This is a genomic window from Romboutsia sp. 13368 (assembly GCF_018336475.1).
In the GTDB taxonomy this organism is placed as follows: domain Bacteria; phylum Bacillota; class Clostridia; order Peptostreptococcales; family Peptostreptococcaceae; genus Romboutsia.
Genome location: NZ_CP048741.1, coordinates 2,409,813 through 2,410,124, shown reverse-complemented (window position 1 = coordinate 2,410,124; position 312 = coordinate 2,409,813). Strand labels below are relative to the sequence as shown.

Annotated in this window: 1 pseudogene; it reads left to right on the top strand. The window is 23.8% G+C overall.

Features of this window, described 5'->3' with window-relative positions:
• Positions 1 to 3: 3 nt before the first annotated feature.
• Positions 4 to 144 (top strand): annotated as a pseudogene (locus tag G3997_RS11750) (SEC-C metal-binding domain-containing protein); the annotation flags it as partial.
• Positions 145 to 312 lie beyond the last annotated feature (168 nt).

Sequence of the window (312 nt, the reverse complement as noted above, 5' to 3'; positions counted from 1 at the left end):
GCTATATTACCAGCTGATAAGAGAAAAGAATTACAAAAGGCTTACAAAACTTCTAAGACAGTAGTTAAAGAAGAAAAAGTAGGTAGAAATGATGCTTGTATATGTGGAAGTGGTAAAAAATACAAGAAATGTTGTGGAAAATAAATATTAAAGAAATAGCTATCTTATTACAGATAGCTATTTTTTTATACTATTAACTGATAAATTTCAACAAAATATATTTTAAATTTATTGTATATGGAACAAAAAAAAAATCGCCACATATTATATAATAAAACAACTTTATCTAGGAGGAAAGTTATRAAAATTAAC